The 18,953-nt window shown below is 30.9% G+C and carries 25 protein-coding genes; 20 read left to right on the top strand and 5 right to left on the bottom strand.

What is annotated here, in order from left to right; genetic code table 11:
- Position 1: 1 nt before the first annotated feature.
- From ABMY20_RS09005 to ABMY20_RS08985, 5 genes are all read right to left on the bottom strand, one after another.
- A complete protein-coding gene (locus ABMY20_RS09005) occupies positions 2-901 on the bottom strand; it encodes a helix-hairpin-helix domain-containing protein (RefSeq protein ID WP_073184518.1) in 900 nt (299 codons plus the stop codon).
- Positions 902-913: 12 nt separating this feature from the next.
- Positions 914-2,605 carry an alanine/glycine:cation symporter family protein gene (locus ABMY20_RS09000; protein WP_047790098.1) on the bottom strand — a complete coding sequence of 564 codons (1,692 nt, stop codon included), beginning with the start codon at positions 2,603-2,605 and terminating at the stop codon, positions 914-916.
- 85 nt (positions 2,606-2,690) lie between these two features.
- Entirely contained in the window at positions 2,691-3,590 is a 900-nt protein-coding gene (locus ABMY20_RS08995; protein ID WP_253680769.1) for an SDR family oxidoreductase, read from the bottom strand.
- Complete coding sequence (locus tag ABMY20_RS08990; RefSeq protein ID WP_047790096.1) at positions 3,590-4,594, bottom strand: potassium channel protein; 1,005 nt, start codon at positions 4,592-4,594, stop codon at positions 3,590-3,592. Before ABMY20_RS08990 ends, ABMY20_RS08995 begins: the two co-directional genes overlap by 1 nt.
- On the bottom strand, positions 4,591-4,818 hold the full coding sequence (locus tag ABMY20_RS08985; protein WP_047790095.1) for a hypothetical protein: 228 nt from the start codon (positions 4,816-4,818) through the stop codon (positions 4,591-4,593). The genes ABMY20_RS08990 and ABMY20_RS08985 overlap by 4 nt, the downstream gene beginning before the upstream one ends.
- Before the next feature lie 113 nt (positions 4,819-4,931).
- On the opposite strand from ABMY20_RS08985, the gene uvrA reads away from it, so the two are divergent.
- The 20 genes from uvrA to ABMY20_RS08885 all read left to right on the top strand — a co-directional run bounded on the left by uvrA (position 4,932) and on the right by ABMY20_RS08885 (position 18,910).
- Positions 4,932-7,757: an excinuclease ABC subunit UvrA gene (gene uvrA, locus ABMY20_RS08980; protein ID WP_349265116.1), complete on the top strand. Its 2,826-nt coding sequence runs from the start codon at positions 4,932-4,934 to the stop codon at positions 7,755-7,757.
- A gap of 139 nt (positions 7,758-7,896) precedes the next feature.
- A complete protein-coding gene (locus ABMY20_RS08975) occupies positions 7,897-8,580 on the top strand; it encodes a response regulator transcription factor (protein WP_047790093.1) in 684 nt (227 codons plus the stop codon).
- 116 nt (positions 8,581-8,696) lie between these two features.
- Positions 8,697-10,295, top strand: coding sequence for a thioredoxin domain-containing protein (locus ABMY20_RS08970; protein WP_159493728.1), 1,599 nt, complete (start codon positions 8,697-8,699; stop codon positions 10,293-10,295).
- Between the two features lie 115 nt (positions 10,296-10,410).
- Positions 10,411-10,572 carry a hypothetical protein gene (locus ABMY20_RS08965; RefSeq protein WP_349265115.1) on the top strand — a complete coding sequence of 54 codons (162 nt, stop codon included), beginning with the start codon at positions 10,411-10,413 and terminating at the stop codon, positions 10,570-10,572.
- Between the two features lie 2 nt (positions 10,573-10,574).
- On the top strand, positions 10,575-10,730 hold the full coding sequence (locus tag ABMY20_RS08960; protein ID WP_349265114.1) for a hypothetical protein: 156 nt from the start codon (positions 10,575-10,577) through the stop codon (positions 10,728-10,730).
- Between the two features lie 13 nt (positions 10,731-10,743).
- Positions 10,744-10,980, top strand: coding sequence for a hypothetical protein (locus ABMY20_RS08955; RefSeq protein WP_047790091.1), 237 nt, complete (start codon positions 10,744-10,746; stop codon positions 10,978-10,980).
- 11 nt (positions 10,981-10,991) lie between these two features.
- A complete protein-coding gene (locus ABMY20_RS08950) occupies positions 10,992-11,180 on the top strand; it encodes a hypothetical protein (protein WP_156167083.1) in 189 nt (62 codons plus the stop codon).
- A gap of 57 nt (positions 11,181-11,237) precedes the next feature.
- Positions 11,238-13,424 carry a peptidase domain-containing ABC transporter gene (locus ABMY20_RS08945; RefSeq protein WP_349265113.1) on the top strand — a complete coding sequence of 729 codons (2,187 nt, stop codon included), beginning with the start codon at positions 11,238-11,240 and terminating at the stop codon, positions 13,422-13,424.
- Positions 13,425-13,507: 83 nt separating this feature from the next.
- A complete protein-coding gene (locus ABMY20_RS08940) occupies positions 13,508-13,723 on the top strand; it encodes a hypothetical protein (RefSeq protein WP_159613842.1) in 216 nt (71 codons plus the stop codon).
- A 2-nt stretch (positions 13,724-13,725) separates the two neighbouring features.
- Positions 13,726-13,911, top strand: a complete 186-nt coding sequence (locus ABMY20_RS08935) for a hypothetical protein (RefSeq protein WP_239180074.1) — start codon at positions 13,726-13,728, stop codon at positions 13,909-13,911.
- Between the two features lie 355 nt (positions 13,912-14,266).
- Entirely contained in the window at positions 14,267-14,494 is a 228-nt protein-coding gene (locus tag ABMY20_RS08930; protein WP_349265112.1) for a hypothetical protein, read from the top strand.
- 14 nt (positions 14,495-14,508) lie between these two features.
- Positions 14,509-14,727 carry a hypothetical protein gene (locus tag ABMY20_RS08925; protein ID WP_349265111.1) on the top strand — a complete coding sequence of 73 codons (219 nt, stop codon included), beginning with the start codon at positions 14,509-14,511 and terminating at the stop codon, positions 14,725-14,727.
- A gap of 105 nt (positions 14,728-14,832) precedes the next feature.
- Entirely contained in the window at positions 14,833-15,015 is a 183-nt protein-coding gene (locus tag ABMY20_RS08920; protein ID WP_349265110.1) for a hypothetical protein, read from the top strand.
- Between the two features lie 18 nt (positions 15,016-15,033).
- Entirely contained in the window at positions 15,034-15,240 is a 207-nt protein-coding gene (locus tag ABMY20_RS08915; RefSeq protein WP_349265109.1) for a hypothetical protein, read from the top strand.
- Between the two features lie 18 nt (positions 15,241-15,258).
- Positions 15,259-15,489: a hypothetical protein gene (locus ABMY20_RS08910; RefSeq protein ID WP_349265108.1), complete on the top strand. Its 231-nt coding sequence runs from the start codon at positions 15,259-15,261 to the stop codon at positions 15,487-15,489.
- Between the two features lie 63 nt (positions 15,490-15,552).
- Entirely contained in the window at positions 15,553-16,842 is a 1,290-nt protein-coding gene (locus ABMY20_RS08905; protein ID WP_349265107.1) for an HlyD family efflux transporter periplasmic adaptor subunit, read from the top strand.
- Positions 16,843-16,914: 72 nt separating this feature from the next.
- On the top strand, positions 16,915-17,106 hold the full coding sequence (locus tag ABMY20_RS08900; RefSeq protein WP_047790086.1) for a hypothetical protein: 192 nt from the start codon (positions 16,915-16,917) through the stop codon (positions 17,104-17,106).
- A 244-nt stretch (positions 17,107-17,350) separates the two neighbouring features.
- Complete coding sequence (locus tag ABMY20_RS08895; protein ID WP_047790085.1) at positions 17,351-17,530, top strand: hypothetical protein; 180 nt, start codon at positions 17,351-17,353, stop codon at positions 17,528-17,530.
- A gap of 18 nt (positions 17,531-17,548) precedes the next feature.
- Positions 17,549-17,692 carry a hypothetical protein gene (locus tag ABMY20_RS08890; protein ID WP_159432124.1) on the top strand — a complete coding sequence of 48 codons (144 nt, stop codon included), beginning with the start codon at positions 17,549-17,551 and terminating at the stop codon, positions 17,690-17,692.
- Between the two features lie 507 nt (positions 17,693-18,199).
- Entirely contained in the window at positions 18,200-18,910 is a 711-nt protein-coding gene (locus ABMY20_RS08885) for a TIGR00730 family Rossman fold protein (protein WP_047790084.1), read from the top strand.
- Positions 18,911-18,953: the final 43 nt, after the last annotated feature.

Below are 18,953 nucleotides of genomic sequence, written 5' to 3'. Positions count from 1 at the left end.
TTTATTCTGCTTTCAAATATAAGATTATTCTATCGTATTTATTTAGTGGAAAATCTTTAATATTTCTTAATTCTGATATATCTTGTAGTTCAGCTACTTCATCTCGATATTCAAATATCTTTTTACATAACTCATAATCAATATATGGATTTTTTAACACTTCTTTGAATTTGGCTGTATTTACATTTACTTTTTTAATAGTTGGTTTTTTAATTACAGTAAAAGTTTGCATGACTTTGTTTGCTGCAGCTTTATTTATTCCCCAAACTTCATATAATTGTTTTGAGAATGAATACCCTTGTAACTTCTTTCTATACTTTATAATTCGAGAAGATAATACTTCTCCAACACCACTAATAGTTTCAAAATCTTGTTGAGTGGCTTTATTAATATCATTAGTAGAAATTTTATATACCTTATTATATGTATGCCTTTCACTTAAACCTAACTCTATTTTACTTTTCTTCTTTTGGTTTTCTTCTTTTACAACCCAATCTGGAAATTTAAAATAAGGAGCTATTCTGTTCAAAAGACTATCAGATATTTTTGTTACTTGTTTAAAATCTTTAGCCGAATTAATCCATTTATTTTGTTTTCTGTAATTGTGTAATCTATCTATTTCCTCTACAGACATTCCTAGTTGATAACCTTTAAAGTCTGTTATATAATTTGGATTGAATGGATATCGTTTAGGTTTTCTTTTAATCAATTCAATTCTTTTCAAACTATCAATAGTATTTTGAAGAGCTACTAGCTCTTTCTTATTTATACCCTCTATTTTTTCTGAAGAAAAATCTATGTACACATATATAAATTGTAAAACAACTATTAAAAATAATAAAAAGAAAACCCCATTTCTTTGGCGTTTATTATACCAGAAATGGGGTTTAAATATTTTCATTCGTTTTGTTTTTTATTCTTCTACTGCTTCTTTTTTAAGGTTAATAGCATCTAAATATCTTTTTAGTTGCTTTTTAACCACTGGCATCAATAAGTATAAACCTACCATGTTAGGGAACACCATTGCAAAAATCATTGCATCTGAAAAATCCCAAATAGACTTCATACTCGCTGCTGCTCCAATTACTACGAAAGTCAAGAACAAAATTTTATATGTTAAATCCGCTTTTTTTCCTCTACCAAATAAAAATTTCCAAGACTGCAATCCGTAATACGACCAAGAAATCATTGTAGAAACTGCAAATAAAACAACTGCTACAGTTAAAAATACATTTGAGTATGGAATGTAAGCTGCAAATGCTCTTGAAGTAATTCCTGCTCCCTCATAAGCCACACCGTCAATAAATACAGATCCTGTACCATCTCCTCCATATTCAAAAGCTCCTCCAAAATTAAAGATAATAATTACTAAAGCTGTCATTGTACAAATTAATACAGTATCAATAAACGGCTCTAATAATGCCACTAAACCTTCTGATGCAGAATATTTTGTTTTCACTGCAGAGTGTGCAATTGAAGCCGAACCTGCTCCAGCTTCATTAGAAAAAGCTGCTCTTTTAAACCCTACTAATAAAACACCTATAACACCACCAACACCTATCGCTGTAGGATTGAAAGCTTCTGTTATAATTAAAGAAATAGCATCATCTATTAAAGAGAAATTAACCCCTAAAATATACAAACAAGCCAATAGGTATAGCAATGCCATAAAAGGAACTACTTTTTCTGTTACAGAAGCGATTCTTTTGATACCTCCAATAATTATAATACCTACTAAAATGGCTAGTACAATACCTATGATAGCTCCAGCTGCTGTACTCTCTAAACCTAACAACTCTTTAATAACTATTGTTGCTTGGTTAGATTGAGCTGCATTACCACCTCCAAAAGAACCTCCAATACAGAAAACTGCAAATGCTCCTGCTGCTATTTTTCCTAGTGTTGCAAAACCTTTTTCTTTTAATCCTTTAGATAAATAATACATAGGACCTCCATACACTGTTCCGTCTTCTCCTACATCACGATAATGTACTCCTAATGTACATTCTACAAATTTTGTTGACATCCCTAACAAACCGCAAATAATCATCCAGAAAGTTGCTCCCGGACCTCCTAAAGCAATTGCTAATGCAACTCCTGCAATATTACCATTTCCAACTGTACCAGAAACCGCTGTTGCTAATGCCTGAAAGTGAGAAACTTCACCTTCATGACTTTCATCGCGAATAGTATCTTTAATATCTCCATCAATTTCTAAGTCACTATGTAAGCTCTCTATATTTTCAATATGCTCCTCAATATCGTCAACTTCATTCATATCTACTCCCTGAGCTATACCATCTTCACCATACAATAATTGCGCACCATGTTTTTCAATATCTTCATATTTCCCTCTTACAACATTTATTGCAGTAAAGAAGTGACGGATATTTGGAAATCCAAAATAGAGCGTAAAAAAAGCGGCACTAGCCACTAACAAAATCAATACAAAAGGGGTACCAAATACTGGAAAAAAAATCACACTACTAAAAAAATCAGAAAAAGGTTTAAACGCTTCATCAATCATTTGATCAATTCCTTTTTCCTGTGCAAATGTTAACATTGGTGTTATTGAAAACAGCAATGCAAGTAGTTTTTTATTCATAATATGTATTAGATTTTTGAATTAGTAGCCCGCAATATCATAAAAAAATGCACTTACAACAAGTTTTCGTTGTTAAATATGGTTTTTACATTAGCTTTTCTTTAAATTTATGTAAATCTTCTTTAAAAGATTTTGGTCGCAATCCTAATTCTGTTTGGGCTTTTGTTAAATCAAAACCCGTAATAGCAGGCCGTAAGGCTGTTTGATTTAAAACATCTGTAGAAATTGGTTTTATTAAGCTTTTATCTAACCTAAAAGCTTCTGCTATTTGTTGTGCAATTTCATAAATACTCATCATTCTTTTTGAGGAAATATTGAAAATTCCTAGTGCTTTTTTATCTATTGATAATTTACACGCTAATGCCAAATCTTCTACATAAGTTGGCATACGAAATTGGTCATCTACTATAGTTATTTCTTTCCTGTCTTCCAACATTTTCTTCACCCACAATACTATATTAGTGCGCGACATATCATATACTTTTCCATATACTAATATGGTACGTAAAATAGCATAATTTACCTTAGACTTTATTAATAATTCTTCTGATTTTAATTTGGAGAGCCCATAATAATTCAATGGGTTTGGCTTATCACTCTCTTTGTATGGTCCATTTTTCCCATCAAAAATAAAATCAGTTGAAATATGTATTAAATGAGTTTTATTTTCTTCTGAATAGTTTTTAAGATATTGAACTACATCTATATTTAGATTATCACAAGCTTGTTTATTTGTTTCACAAGCATCAACATTTGTCATTGCTGCTGTATTCACAATAACATCTGGCTTATATTCAGACAGTTTTTTGTAAAGCAAATCTTCATCTGTAATATCAATTGAAACATAATTAAAGTCACCTCTACCACTTCTATTTTCTCCTCTTGAAAAACCTATTACCTGATATCTTTCTTTTTCTTCTAATAAAAGGCTTACTAAAGTTTGCCCAAGTAAACCATTACTTCCAGTTATTACAACTTTCTTCATTAAAAAACTTTTCTAAGTGTTTCTATCTGTTCAGGACGTCCTAAAACAATCAAATTTCCTCCTATTTCTAATTTCACCGAAGCTTCTGGGTTGATAATGTAATCTTTATTTGGAGTACGATATCCTATAATTGTACAACCTGTTTTTTTTCGTAAATCTAAATCTAATATTGTTTTATCAATGTATTTTTCTGGCAAGTCATTAATTGCTACTTCTTCTAAGTTAGCAGTTGTTTCTCCTTCAATAGTTAGCCTATCTACAAACTCAATAACATCAGGAGTTACAACTAAAGATGCCATGTGAGAACCTCCTAATTTATCTGGCATAATTACATTATCTGCTCCTGCTATTTTTAACTTACTATATGATGTTTCTTTAGATGCTCTACTAATTACTTTACAATTTTTATTTAATTGTTTTGCTGTTAGCACTACAAATAAATTATCGGCATCAGAAGGCAACGCTGTTATTAGATTTTCTGCATTCATAATACCTGCTCTTAATAGAGTCTCATCAAGCGTTGCATCTCCTTGAATAGTTAACACTCCTTTTTCATCTAACTGCCTCACTACATCATTAAATTTTTCAACCACTACAACTTGTTTCTTGTAGTTTTTCAATTTCGAAATAGCTTGTTTACCATTTCTACCATAACCACAAACTATGGTATGACCTTGTAACTGCTCTATTTGTTTTTGCACTTTTTTTATTTTTAACTGATGAAAAAATTGCCCACTAATTAAATACTCTGAGAATGAAGAAACTGCATAACCAAAAACAAACAAACTAGATATTATCAATCCGATAGTAAATAGTTTTTCCCCCGTACCAAAAGGATGTACTTCTCCAAAACCAATGGTACTAATGGTTATAATCGTCATGTACAAAGCGTTAATAAAGGAATAATCAAAAAGTAACATATAACCTGTTACTCCTAGCATGACTATTAAGACAGAATAAATTATAGCTCTATATAACCTTGATTGAAACACTGTGTTTATCATAAATCAAAAACAGATGTTCTTTTAGTATAAATCATATCTTTTAATCTTAGTAAAAAAGCCATTGTTAAATATAATCCAAAAGACAAACCTACTGTTACAAATGATATATAAATAAAAAACAAACGTACATTAGTGGCTCGCATACCCAATCTATCAGCAAACCTGGAAGACACGTTAAAACCATGGCGCTCAAAAAAAAGCCTTACAAAATCTATAAATTTCATTTATTAATTAAGTTTTATTCGCAATATACTATTTTCAGTTTATTTGTTGATAATCGCTACTTCAAAATAAATTTGGTTTTGGTAACTTTGCTGTTTTTGGTAAAATCCTCACTTTGAAAGAACAAGAATACATAGAAGTTTACGGAGCTCGAGCTCATAATTTAAAGAATATTGATGTTAAAATTCCTCGTGAAAAGCTAGTTGTAATTACTGGCTTAAGTGGTAGCGGGAAATCTTCTTTAGCTTTCGACACCATTTATGCTGAAGGACAACGTCGTTATATTGAAACTTTCTCTGCATATGCGCGTCAATTTTTGGGCGGATTAGAAAGACCTGATGTTGATAAAATTGACGGACTTTCTCCTGTAATTTCTATTGAACAAAAAACAACAAACAAAAGCCCTCGTTCTACTGTAGGAACCATTACTGAAATTTACGATTTTCTTCGTTTACTATTTTCTCGTGCAGCAGATGCTTATTCATACAATACAGGTGAAAAAATGGTAAGTTATTCTGACGAACAAATTAGAAAATTAATTTTAAAAGATTTTGACGGCAAACGTATTGCCATTCTTGCACCATTAATTAAATCGAGAAAAGGGCATTATCGTGAACTATTCGAACAAATTTCTAAACAAGGTTTTGTTCGTGTTCGTGTGGATGGAGAAATTAGAGAAATTGAAAAGGGCATGAAACTCGATCGTTACAAAACGCACGATATAGAAGTCGTTATCGATCGATTAGCCGTGAATGATGCTGCTGAAAAACGTCTAGAAGAGACTATTAAAACTGCCTTGTACACGGGTGATAATATTTTAATGGTAATTGATGTTGATGATGAAAAGCCTCGTTATTTTAGTCGTGAACTCATGTGTCCTACTACGGGAATCGCTTACCCTAATCCTGAACCTAACACTTTTTCGTTCAACTCACCAAAAGGAGCTTGTTCTCACTGTAACGGACTAGGGATTACCAACGAGATAAATCATCAAAAAGTAATTCCAGACGATAGCATTTCTATCAAAAATGGAGGAATTGCACCTTTGGGTGAACAAAAAAACAGTTGGATTTTTAAACAACTTCAAACTATTGCTGAGCGTTATAACTTTAAACTAACCGACCCTATAAAAAGTATTTCTAAAGAAGCTATGGAGATTATTCTTCATGGAGGAAAAGAAAAATTTGAAATTCAATCAAAAACTGCGGGAGTTACCAGAAATTATGAGATTGATTTCGAAGGTATCATTGCCTTTATTGAGAATCAATATAAAAACTCAGAAAGCACATCAATCAAACGTTGGGCAAAAGGTTTTATGGATGAAGTTACTTGTTCGGTTTGTGATGGAAAGCGTTTAAAAAAAGAAGCGCTTCATTTTAGAATCACTGATAAAAATATTAGTGATTTAGCCCAAATGGATGTGCTAGAGTTGGCTAATTGGTTTCAGGAAGTTGGCACAAAATTATCAGAAAAACAATTAACTATTGCTTCTGAAATTTTAAAAGAAATTCGCACACGCATTCAATTTTTATTGGATGTTGGGTTAGATTATTTAACATTAGACAGAACTTCAAAATCTCTTTCTGGTGGAGAAGCCCAACGTATTCGACTTGCAACACAAATAGGTTCACAACTTGTAGGTGTTTTATATATTTTAGATGAGCCTAGTATTGGTTTACATCAACGTGATAATCAAAAATTAATTGACTCTTTAATTAAACTTCGTGATGTTGGAAACTCTGTTTTAGTGGTTGAACATGATGAAGATATGATTAAGAATGCTGATTTTGTTTTAGACATTGGTCCAGGTGCAGGTAGACATGGAGGAGAAATTGTTAGCGAAGGCAACTTTGACGATTTAAAAAGTCACGATACCCTTACTGCTGACTATTTATCGAGAAGAAAAGAAATTGAGGTTCCTAAAAAACGTCGTGATGGAAACGGAAAAACAATCTCATTAAAAGGCGCTTCTGGAAACAACTTAAAAAATGTTTCCGTTGAATTTCCTTTAGGTAAAATGATTTGTGTCACAGGTGTTTCTGGTAGTGGGAAATCTACCTTAATTAATGAGACCCTATACCCTATTTTAAACGCGCACATTTACCGAGCAGTAAAAAAACCAATGCCTTACAAAAAAATTGAAGGCTTAGAACATATTGATAAAGTTATTGATATTGACCAGTCTCCTATTGGTAGAACTCCACGTTCAAACCCTGCTACTTATACAGGGGTGTTTAGCGAAATACGTAGTTTATTTGCAAAAACTCCAGAAGCCTCTATCAGAGGGTATAAACCCGGTCGTTTTAGTTTTAATGTAAAAGGTGGACGTTGTGAAACCTGCCAGGGTGGTGGTGTTCGTGTAATAGAAATGAATTTCTTACCAGATGTTCACGTAGAGTGTGAAACTTGCCAAGGAAAACGTTTTAACCGAGAAACTTTAGAAATTCGTTATAAAGGAAAGTCAATTTCTGATATTTTAGAAATGACAATTAACGAAGCTACAGCATTTTTTGAACATATTCCTAAAATCTATAGAAAGTTAAAAACAATTAAAGATGTTGGTTTAGGATACATTACACTCGGACAGCAATCCACTACTCTTTCCGGAGGAGAAGCCCAACGCATTAAATTAGCTTCTGAATTATCAAAAAGAGATACTGGAAACACCTTTTATATATTAGACGAACCAACAACTGGGCTTCATTTTGAAGATATCCGTGTATTAATGGAAGTATTAAACAAGTTAGCAGATAAAGGAAACACCGTTTTAATTATTGAGCACAACTTAGATGTTATCAAACTCGCCGATTACATTATTGACATTGGTATGGAAGGTGGTAAAAAAGGCGGTAAAGTTTTAACATTTGGAACTCCTGAAGAAGTTTCCATCCACAAAAAAAGCTATACAGCAAAATTCTTAAAAAAAGAGTTAAAAAAGTAACATAACTACATTTTCCATAAGTAGATAATTTGTTTTTTATATATTTTTTTTTGATTTCAAATTAATTTATATAAATTTATGAACTGATTTAAAAAAAAGAAATCAGTTAAATAGTATTTCCCCCCGAAATTATTTAAACATGAGAAAAGAAAAACAATCTGCTTTGTTAGCAGATAATTGCCCGCTTATTTGTGAAACGTACAAGAACATAATATCTAAAATAGCTAGGTTAAACCCAAGTTTTAATTTTAACACAGACATTACCTATAATTGTAATGGAGCTTACGACATTATAAAAAAAACAATTGAAAAAGAAACTTCACTTAGCTTTGTTGTTTTAGACTTAAAACTTTCTCCTGCTAAGAATAGAAAAATCTTATCTGGTGAAGATTTAGGGCTTTTAATAAGAAAATTACTTCCAAACACAAGACTGATTGTTTCTACTGATTGTAATGATAATTACAGAATTTATAACATTTTTAAAAGCTTAAATCCTGAAGGTTTTCTTATTAAGAACGATTTAACTTCAAAAGAGTTAAAAAATGCAATAAAAAATGTAACAAACAATATACCTTATTATAGTAAAACTGTCTTAAGCCTCTTAAGAAAAGAAGTTTCTAATAATTTTTCCATTGACGCAATAGACAGACAAATACTATACGAACTTTCATTAGGCTCTAAAATGAAAGATATGCCGAATTACATACCTCTTTCCGCAGCTAGTATTGAAAAAAGAAAACGACATCTAAAAAAAATATTCAATGTTAAAGCTAAAGGAGACCGAGAGTTAATATTAACAGCCAAAGAAAAGGGCTTTATTTAAAAAAAAACGATTACGGTTTTCCCTTACTTTTTTTATGGTTTTTTCTATAAAAAAACAACTATCAAAATATAGCTTTGGGGAAACAGAAAATAACTATCCTTAAAAACTTTTTACTTTTGAAAGACACATTAATCAATTTAGTACAAAATTTACTTAAGAAAAATAGTATTTCTTTTGATAAGGAAGAATTGGCTTTTCAAATTCAAAGTCACCCTTCTTACCCTAGTTTACATGCAATTACTGGAGTATTAGACCATTTTAACATTGAAAATGTGGCAGCTGACGTTCCTGTTAATTCAGAAACACTTTTACAACTCCCCGGCTGTTTTATTGCTCAAATAAACAGTGAACATGGTCAAGATTTAATTGTAGTAGAAAGAAAAAAATCAGATTATATAATTTATGATTCTGAAAACAAAAAAACGAAGTTATCTGAAAATGAGTTTCTAAGTAAATTTACAGGAATTATTGTTGCTGTTGAAGAAACTGAAGGTTATCAAACAACTAAAAATAACTCCAAATTAGTTAAAACTATCGGTTTTTCTCTTCTTAGTATTTTTACGTTATTTTTTGTTTTTTATAGTTCAACTTCATGGTACAATACTTTTTATTTCTTACTATCAGTAACAGGATTAATTATCAGTATCGCAATTGTAAAACAAGAACTTGGATTGAAAACCGCTATTGGTGATGCTTTTTGTTCAGGAGCTGATGATAAAAAAGATTGTGACGCTGTATTAACCTCAAAAGGAGCGGAAATTTTAAAAGGATATAAATTAAGTGACTTTAGCATGCTTTATTTTATTGGGTTATCTCTTTTAACTTTTACTCAAATTTCTAATCCTGTAATTTCATATACTATTAGTTTACTTGCTATACCTATTACTCTATACTCGCTATATTATCAATATGCAGTAGTAAAAAAGTGGTGTCTTTTATGCTTAAGTATAGTTGGAGTTCTTTGGCTACAAGCACTGGCTCCAGTATTGACAAATAATTACATTAACACCTTTATAATTAAAGATTTTGTCACCTTGGGTATCGTTGCTTCTTTTACGTGGTTAGCTTGGAATTATATTAAACCTTTATTTACTGAAGTTCAAGAACTAAAAAAAGAAAAGATAGCAAGTGTTAAATTTAAGAGAAACTATGCTTTGTTTGATAGTTTATTACAAAAATCACCTCAACTTGACACTCAATTAACTGATAGTAAAGAAATTGTTTTTGGAAACCCTAACTCCAGCCTTGAAATTACAATAATCACCAATCCTTTCTGTGGACACTGTAAACCTGTTCACGCTCATGTTGATGAAATTATTAAAAGATACCATAACAATGCAAAAATTAAAGTACGCTTTAATGTAAGTGTAGAAAAAAAAGATAGTGATGTCGTTAAAATTACCAGTAGACTCATAGAAATATATAATACACAAGGAGAAAAAGAATGTCTTCAAGCCATGGATGCTATTTATGAAGGGCAAAAACCAGCTGCTTGGTTAAAAAAATGGGGTGAGTGCTCTAATAAAGAAACTTATACATTGGAGCTAGAAAAAGAAAAGAATTGGTGTAATCAAAATGGCATCAACTTTACTCCTGAAATTTTAGTAAACGGTAAATCATTTCCTAAGGAATATAACAGAACTGATTTAATTTTATTTATTGAAGATTTAGAAGAAAATATAGAAGCTTCTGATGTTTCATTAAAAACAGTATAAAAAGACAAAGCCCAAAAAGGGCTTTGCATTTTGAACAAAATTCTCTCGCGAAGAATAGACACATTGGTGAGTGTCTTTAAATGTTCGCCGCAAAAGTAACCTTAATATTTTAATTATGAAAAAACAAATTCTAAATTTAGGTAAAGCTTTAAAAAAAGCGGAACAAGCTAAAATTAATGGAGGTAGAATGCAATGTGATGTCAATAGAGACCGTGTTTGTGAAGACTTCGGTTGGAAATGTGCAGAAACATATTGTCGCATATTAATGCCTTTATAATTATGAAAAAGAAAATTTTAAACTTAGGTAAGACTTTAAAAAAAACAGAACAAGCTCAAATTAACGGAGGCAGAAAACAATGTGATAAAAATAGGGATGGTATCTGTGAAGACCATGGAAGACACTGCGCAGAGTTTTATTGTAGTTTTGTTTCATAATAAAATTTTAATCATGAAGAAGCTAATTTTAAACTTAGGTAAGACTTTAAATAAAACAGAACAAAAAACAATTAATGGTGGTAATGCCATTTTCTGTGACGCAAATGGCAACTGTCCTATAGGTAGTTATTGCGATGGTCATTTATGTATAGATAACGGTTCTGGTAATGGGGGAAGCGACCCTAATAAAGACTGTAGAAACCCTCACAGGTTTTGTATTGACGAATTCGACACTTGTTGTATCTACTAAAAATATTTCTTATGAAGAAATCAATTTTAAACTTAGGTAAAATTCTAAACAAGAAAGAACTAAAATCAATTAACGGTTCTGTTATTATTGCCTGCTATAGTCATGCCGAGTGTCCCCAAAAAATGGGATGTTGTAAAAACCCTCCTTATATTGGAATATGCATGGAAGGAGAAGCCTATAGAAGATTATGTAATAATTAATAACTTCAAATAAGTTAGAGGGCTAACTCTCTAACTTATTTCATATCTAAACTGAACTTGAAAAAATTCCCAAACTATAAACAGACAGAAGCAAAAGATTGCGGACCTACTTGTATTAAAATCATAGCCAAACACTATGGTAAAACTATCAATACTCAACAATTAAGAAACCTAAGCGAAACAACACGTGAAGGCAGTAGCTTATTAGGTCTTAGTGAAGCTGTCGAGTCTATAGGCTTTAAGTCTTTAGGTATAAAATTAGCCTTTAACAAACTTAAAGAAGCCCCATTTCCTTGTATTATTCATTGGAATAAAAATCATTATGTGGTTCTTTACAAAATAAAAAAAGATGTTGTTTATATTTCTGACCCAGCTCATGGGCTCATCTCTTTTACTAAAGAGGAGTTTATCCAACATTGGATTGGTAATAATGCCGATGAAAATACAGAAGAAGGTATTGCCTTATTAATAGAACCAACTCCCAAATTCTATCAAGAAGAGTTTGAAGAAGATGAAAAATTTGGTTTTTCATTTATTTTCAAATACTTATATAAATACAAAAAGTTTATAGTTCAATTAATAATTGGGCTCCTAGCTGGTAGTTTATTACAATTAATCTTACCTTTTTTAACTCAAAGTGTTGTTGATGTTGGTATTAAAAACCAAGATTTAAACTTTGTATACTTAATCTTATTTGCTCAATTATTTTTATTCATAGGAAAAGCTTCTTTAGAAATTATTAGAAGTTGGATTTTACTTCATCTTAGTACTCGAATCAACATATCTTTAATTTCAGATTTTTTTATCAAATTAATGAAATTACCTATCTCTTACTTCGATGTAAGAATGACAGGAGATTTATTACAAAGAATCAACGATCATAAGCGTATTGAACGAATTTTAACCACTTCTTCTTTAACTGTTTTATTCTCTTTTTTCAATCTCATAATTTTTAGTTTAGTTTTAGGGTATTATAGCATGCAAATTTTTGGTGTTTTTGTGTTAGGAAGTGTTTTATATTTTGGTTGGGTATTATTCTTCTTCAAAAAGAGAAAAGAGCTTGATTATAAACGTTTTTCTCAAGTAAGTCAAGAACAAAGTAAAGTAATTGAACTTATTAATGGAATGCAAGAGATAAAGCTTCACAATGCTGAAAGACGCATGCGATGGAATTGGGAATATGTACAAGCTCGTTTATTTAAAGTAGCTACTAAAAGCCTTGCTCTTGAACAAACACAAAGTGTAGGTTCTAACTTTATCAATGAACTTAAAAATATGTTCATTACTATACTTTCTGCTAAACTAGTAATAGATGGACAAATTACCTTAGGTATGATGATGGCTATTAGCTACATCGTCGGACAACTAAACGGACCAATTACACAACTAATAAACTTTATGAGAGATATACAAGATGCACAAATCTCCTTAGATAGATTAGGTGAAATACACAACATGGAAGATGAAGAAAAACCTAGTGATGAAAAAGTAACCATCATTCCAGATAACGCATCTATAAGACTAAATAATATTTCATTCAGGTACACTGGTGGTTTAGAGCCTGTTTTGAAAGATTTATCTCTTGAAATCCCTGCAAATAAAACAACCGCAATTGTAGGGGTTAGTGGAAGTGGAAAAACCACATTAATGAAATTACTTCTTGGTTTTTATCAAGTTGATCAAGGAGATATTATGATAAACAACTTTAACTTAAAAAACATTTCTCAAAAAGAATGGAGAAGAAACTGCGGTGTTGTTATGCAAGAAGGATATATCTTTAATGATTCTATAGCTAAAAACATTGCTGTGGGCGAAGATTATGTTGACAAAGAAAAGCTAGCTCACGCAATAGACGTAGCAAATATCAACGATTATATTGAGGGATTACCGCTAGGATATAATACCAAAATTGGTAGTGAAGGTAGTGGCTTAAGTACTGGTCAAAAACAACGATTACTTATTGCTAGGTCGGTATATAAAAATCCAAAATTCTTGTTCTTTGATGAAGCTACTAGTGCACTTGATGCAAATAATGAAAAAATTATTATGGGCAAACTTAATGAATTCTTTGCTAACAAAACAGCTGTTGTAATAGCACACCGACTAAGTACTGTTAAAAACGCGCATCAAATAGTTGTCCTTGAAAAAGGAAAAATTATTGAAAAAGGAAATCATGAAGAATTAATCAAATTAAAAGGAAGTTATTACCACCTAGTTAAAAACCAACTAGATTTAGGTAAATAAAATATTCACTCGCGAAGAATAGACATAAACCTTGAGTGTCTTTAAACTGTTCAAGGATTTTATCAAACTTAAATTATTTTAAAATGAAAAAATCAATTTTAAACCTAGGAAAAGCTTTAAACAAAGTTGATCAAAAATTAATTAAAGGAGGTCGAATCTCAGCACATGGGGGTTACCAGTGTTGTAATGCATGGGGCTGTGGTGCTTGTGTAACTGGTTCTAGTGAAGACTGTAGTGGTTATGGTGAAGATGTTTATGGAAGACATTGTACAGTTAATGAAGAAATAAAAATAGCCTAATCATGAAAAAATCAATCTTAAACTTAGGTAAAACTTTAAACAGAGTTGAACAAAAACAAATTAGTGGTGGATACATGCAAGCCACATGTGAAGATTTAGGTTGGACTAGTAGTAGGTGTAACCAATGTCTATGGGATTTTGAATCTTGCTGGTTACAAAGTGGATATAGAAAATGTTGCCCTTTATAAAAGATAATTATGAAAAAGCTAGTATTAAACTTAGGTACAATTTTAAATAAAACTGAGCAAAAACAAGTAAGTGGAGGCAAAATTCTTCCATATAATAACTCAAAGGACTGTGAAAGTAATGATGGCATATGGTATTCCTGTGTTAATCAATGCTATTGGTGTCGCTAACCCCATTTTAACCCTTGCGCAGGAGGACTTTAACTTTAACTATATTAATCTTTCTAAAATTAGTTTAAAAGCTTAAACAAAGCATTAAAACAATAATAGAACAAGAAATCTTTCGCGAAGAACAGATACATGCCTTAAATATCTTTAAATCTCTAAAGGATTTTTGTCAAATTTAAATTATTTTAAAATGAAAAAATCAATCTTAAACTTAGGAACACCTTTAAACAAATCTGAGCAACAGTTAATTAATGGTAGTAGTAATCAACCTTGTCCCTCAATTAATTGTTACTATGGAAATATCGACACACAACTATATGGTGGTGCAGTATATTGTGGTAATTGTAGCGACTACACTAACCTCCCTAGTATCTGTAAAAACAGAGTTAGAGTTGGGGTTTATTGCTCTGGTGTTTAATCTAAAAAATAATTATGAAAAAATCAATCTTAAATTTAGGTAAAGCCCTAAACAAAATACAACTAAAACAAATTAACGGAAGTAATGAACCTTGCCCCTCGACAAGTTGTTATTTTGGTCCTCCTGATCCTTTGGATGATGCTATTCATTGTGGTTCTTGTCAAGATTACAACAGTCTCCCGCAAGAATGTAAAGGTAGAGTTTTAGTAAGTTACGAATGTTTTCCTAGATAGAAAGTTCTAAAATTAACACCATAAAAATCTCTCGCGAAGAATAGACACAAACCTTGAGTGTCTTTAAATGTTCAAGGATTAATTAAATACTTAAATTTTTTAATCATGAAAAAATCAATTTTAAACTTGGGAAAAACCCTAAACAAATTAGAACAACAACAAATCAATGGAGGGTACATATATACTTGTAAAAAGTTTTGTAGTGTATCTCGTGAAGAACAACAAGACCAAATTGATAGATATGGCTGTTCTGCTTTTAGTTCTTGCCCTTGTTATGTTCCTTGCTAATATTTAATAACCTTAATTATGAAAAAATCAATTTTAAACTTAGGTAAAATTTTAAATAAAGTTAAACAGCAACAAATCAATGGAGGAAAAGTAATTGATTTTCCTTGCTCAAGCTACTTTTTTTGTGCTTTAAATTGTGAAGAAGGAGATGCTTGTGCTGTACCAAATGGAATGGGAGGCGCTAATAGAGGTATTATAAAAAATGGACAATGTTGCCCTGCTTAACCTTATAAATAAATAATTATGAAAAAATCAATCTTAAACTTAGGAAAAGCTTTAAATAAAGCTAAACAAAAAAATATTAATGGTGGTTTTGGTGGTACAACGATGGGAGACTGTTTAGTTCCAGACCCTAACAATAATAACGAACCTTTACTTGTCGGTCACGCTCCTTGCGACGGGGTAAGTATGTGCCCTGCTCAACCTGACTATGGGTTTAATTCCCCTTACCCTCCTATGTGCTTCGCTTTTTAAAACCATAATTATCCACAAAACATAAAGGGAGGGACTAACTCTCCCTTTATTACAAACTAAAAGATGCCAAACAATACTCAAGATATAGAAATTAGAAGTGAAGAAGTTCAAGAAATTTTAACTCACATACCTAACTGGATGATTCGTTGGGGTAACACCTTGCTTCTTGGACTCATAATAATGTTATTATTCATTTCATGGTTTGTAAAATACCCTGACGTTATTTCCACCGAAGTAATGGTTACTACCTCTACTCCTCCTGAAAAAATTTATGCAAAGTCTACCGGTCAATTCGAAACCTTTTTAACAAGCGAAGGGAAAAGCGTGTCTGAAGGTGATGTTTTAGCTGTAATTGAAAACAGTGCTTTGTACAAAGATGTTTTACTACTGAAGAGTATTGTCGATACTATCGAAGTAAATCAACAAAAGTTCTTTTTCCCTATTGATAAAGTTCCTCCACTAATTTTAGGAGATATAACCTCTAGCTACTCTCAATTTGAAAATGATTATTCTGAATATACCTTAAACGAAAAACTAACTCCGTTTAAATCGGAAAATTTCGCTAACCAAATGTCTGTTATAGAAGCTAGAGGCAGACTACAAATTTTACTTTCTCAAAAAGATTTAAATCTTAAAGAACTAGAATTTAAAGAGAAAGATCTTGATCGTAGTAGAAAAATGTTTAACCAAGGGGTTATATCTGCTAAAGAAAAAGATCAAAAAGAAATTGAATACTTACAAGCAAAACGCTCATATAAAACCCTTGAATCATCAATTTCTCAAATAAGAGAATTAATCAATAACTCTGCTAAAAACCTAGAAGGCACTTCTATAAAAAAAACACAACAAGATACTCGTTTAAAAAAGAAAGCTATTCAATCTTTTTTATACTTAAAAAAGGCTATTAAAGACTGGGAAAAACAATATGCTCTAACTTCTTCAATAAATGGTAAAGTTTCCTTCTTATCTTTTTGGAATAAAAATCAAACGGTTAATACGGGTGATTTAATATTCACCATTATTCCTAATAAAGGGAATTCATTTATCGGTAAAATTGAAGCTCCTGCTGCTAATTCTGGTAAAATAAAGAAAGGTCAAAAAGTTCAGATTAAACTTTTAAATTATCCATCTGATGAATTTGGCGAATTAAATGGAAGAGTTAAATCAATTTCTTTAACTCCTGATGAGGAAGGTAATTACTTAATTAATGTAGAGTTACCACAAAAATTAATAACAACATACAATAAAACTATTCCTTTTAGACAAGAAATGAAAGGTGCTGCGGATATAGTAACTGAAGATTTACGTTTAATAGAACGTTTCTTTTATCAATTAAAAAATATTATCAAATAATAAAAAACAGACATAAACCTTGAGTGTCTATAAATGTTCAAGGAATTTATTAACCCTCGAAATTTTTCTATTATGAAAAAATCAATTTTAAATCTAGGAAAAGCTTTAACTAAAGCTGATCAAAAACAAGTTAACGGAGGTACTGGTTGTGTAATTTATACACCAGCAGAGTGCTTTGCTTGTGGTGGTTTCTCTTTACCTAACGGATGTTGCTTAGGATCGTATGAAACACATGCTTGTTTAGGAGAAGATGTTCCTCAATAAGAGAGTTCATTTACTATTATTTTAATTGAATCATTCCTAGGTTTAAACCAATTAAGAATAAAGTAGGTTTAAACCTAGGATAAATTTAGATTATACACAAGTAGACTATCAAGCCAATATAGATTATAAATTTACCCTAATAGAACAACTCATTATTAATAATATTTACTCGCGAAGAATAGACACAAAACCTTGAGTGTCTTTAAATAATTCAAGGATTATTAAATATTTAAATTTTTTAATCATGAAAAAATCAATCTTAAAATTAGGTAAAGCTTTAAAAAAAGCCAATCAAAAACAAATTAATGGAGGTGCTGCCAATAGTTGTTATCAAGATGGTAGAAAATGTTGTCAAACTAGTCCAGGAGGACATACTATATGTGATGCTGGTAGATGTGACAGATTTGGATGTATTTGGTATTAAATTTAAAACTTTTAAGTTATGAAAAAATCAATCTTAAACTTAGGAAAAGTTTTAAATAAAACTACTCAAAAGAATACCTTTGGAGGAAGAGTTCCTAGATGCTGTTTAGACTGGGATCCAATTCAACGCCACTGCTACAAATGGCAGCCAAACTGTTTATAAGCTTTTTAATTAAAGCTATATTAATTACAAACAGCTAGAATCATAACTTCTAGCTGTTTGCTTATTAAAAAAATATAGCCTTGTTAAAAAGCATAATACTAGTAAAATTTCTTTTACAAAGAATAAACACAAAACCTTGAGTGTCTTTAAAGAATTTAACAACTAATCAATTTTAACTTATTATCATAAAAAACCAATTATAGGATTAGAGAAAGCGAAAAAAGTCGAGGTAAATAAAACTGTAATTTTCTTGGTTCAGTTGTGTAACTAACTGTTTTTATGTGAGAAAATTTCTTTTTATTACTTCTAAAACCTCGTGTTTATGCTAATGAATCTTATAAAGCTCAAACTTGATTAAAGTTTTACGTATAAAAAGCTACCTTGATTTCAAGGTAGTTTTTTATTTTTATCTTGTATCTATCCATAAAAAACCACTAAATTAGCAAGCTTGCTAAAAATTAAATTTTAGCTATTTAATTTGTTATTTAATATAAAAGTAGAAGAATTATGAGTCCGAATGATGACAGAAAAATTAGAGAAAAACTACAACAAAAAACTTGGAATGAAATAAAAACCAACGATTCTTGGGCTATATTTAAAATTATGTCTGAGTTTGTTGATGGGTATGAAAAACTAAGTAAAATTGGTCCTTGTGTATCTATTTTTGGTTCTGCCCGTACAAAAACAGACGATCCTTATTATAAATTAGCTGAAGAAGTTGCTTTTAAACTAACTCAAAGCGGATTTGGTGTTATTACAGGAGGAGGTCCTGGTATTATGGAAGCTGGTAATAAAGGAGCGCACCGAGGAAAAGGAACCTCTGTTGGTTTAAATATTGAACTTCCTTTTGAACAACATGACAATCCATGGATTGACCATGACAAAAACTTAAACTTCGATTACTTTTTTGTTCGTAAAGTTATGTTTGTTAAATACTCACAAGGTTTTGTTGTTATGCCTGGTGGATTTGGTACTATGGATGAACTTTTTGAAGCTATAACACTAATACAAACTAACAAAATTGGACGTTTCCCTATTGTACTTATGGGTAAAAAGTTTTGGGGAGGCCTACTTGATTGGATTAAGAACACATTATTAGAGGAAGGAAATATTAGTGAAAAAGATTTGAATTTATTTAGAGTTGTTGACACTGCTGATGAAGCAGTTGAACACTTTAATAAGTTTTATGCTAAATATCAGCTAAAACCAAATTTCTAAAAATTTTTATCTTTAAAGCTCGTTGTATTTACAACGAGCTTTT

It is taken from the genome of Tenacibaculum sp. SSH1-16, from assembly GCF_040104435.1.
In the GTDB taxonomy this organism is placed as follows: domain Bacteria; phylum Bacteroidota; class Bacteroidia; order Flavobacteriales; family Flavobacteriaceae; genus Polaribacter; species Polaribacter mesophilus.
This window is presented reverse-complemented; position numbering and strand designations above follow the sequence as displayed.